Origin of the sequence: Asanoa siamensis (assembly GCF_016862555.1) — a bacterium.
GTDB lineage: Bacteria > Actinomycetota > Actinomycetes > Mycobacteriales > Micromonosporaceae > Asanoa > Asanoa siamensis.
On the sequence record NZ_BONE01000213.1, the window covers coordinates 1 to 649 of the forward strand.

Below are 649 nucleotides of genomic sequence, written 5' to 3' on the forward strand. Positions count from 1 at the left end.
AGGCCGGCCTGCAAGGGCTCTACCGCCGGCGCCGCCGCGGCTGCACGATCCGAGACCCACACGCCGAGCCTGCCGCGGATCTGGTCAACCGGAAGTTCACGGTGGACGGAGCTGACCGTTTGTGGATCACCGACATCACCGAACACCCGACCGAGGAGGGCAAGATCTACTGCGCGGCCGTCATGGACGCCTGGTCGAGGCGGATCATCGGCTGGTCCATCGCCCCGCATATGCGCACCGAACTCGTCACCGACGCCCTCGGAATGGCCTTGATCCGGCGGAAACCCGACCCGGGCACCATTTTGCATTCCGATCACGGTTCTCAATACACGTCATGGGCGTTCGGGCAGAGACTCCGAAACGCCGACCTGCTCGCCTCTATGGGAACCGTCGGCGACTGTTACGACAACGCCATGATGGAATCCTTCTGGGGCACCCTCCAGATCGAACTACTCGACCAAAAACAGTGGACGACCAGAGCAGACCTTGCCAACGCCATATTCGAATGGATAGAGTGCTGGTACAACCCGAAACGCCGCCATTCCAGCATCGGAATGCACAGCCCGGTCACCTTCGAAGCACACCACACGCCCCCTGACCGGCGAAGCTGACCCCACACCCGATGTGTCCGGCGAATGGGGTCAAGCTC

The 649-nt window shown here is 62.4% G+C and carries 1 protein-coding gene; it reads left to right on the top strand.

Annotated features, from left to right (window positions below):
• The coding region (locus tag Asi02nite_RS41310) for an IS3 family transposase (protein WP_203719493.1) at positions 1-611 on the top strand (611 nt) is incomplete at its 5' end.
• Positions 612-649 lie beyond the last annotated feature (38 nt).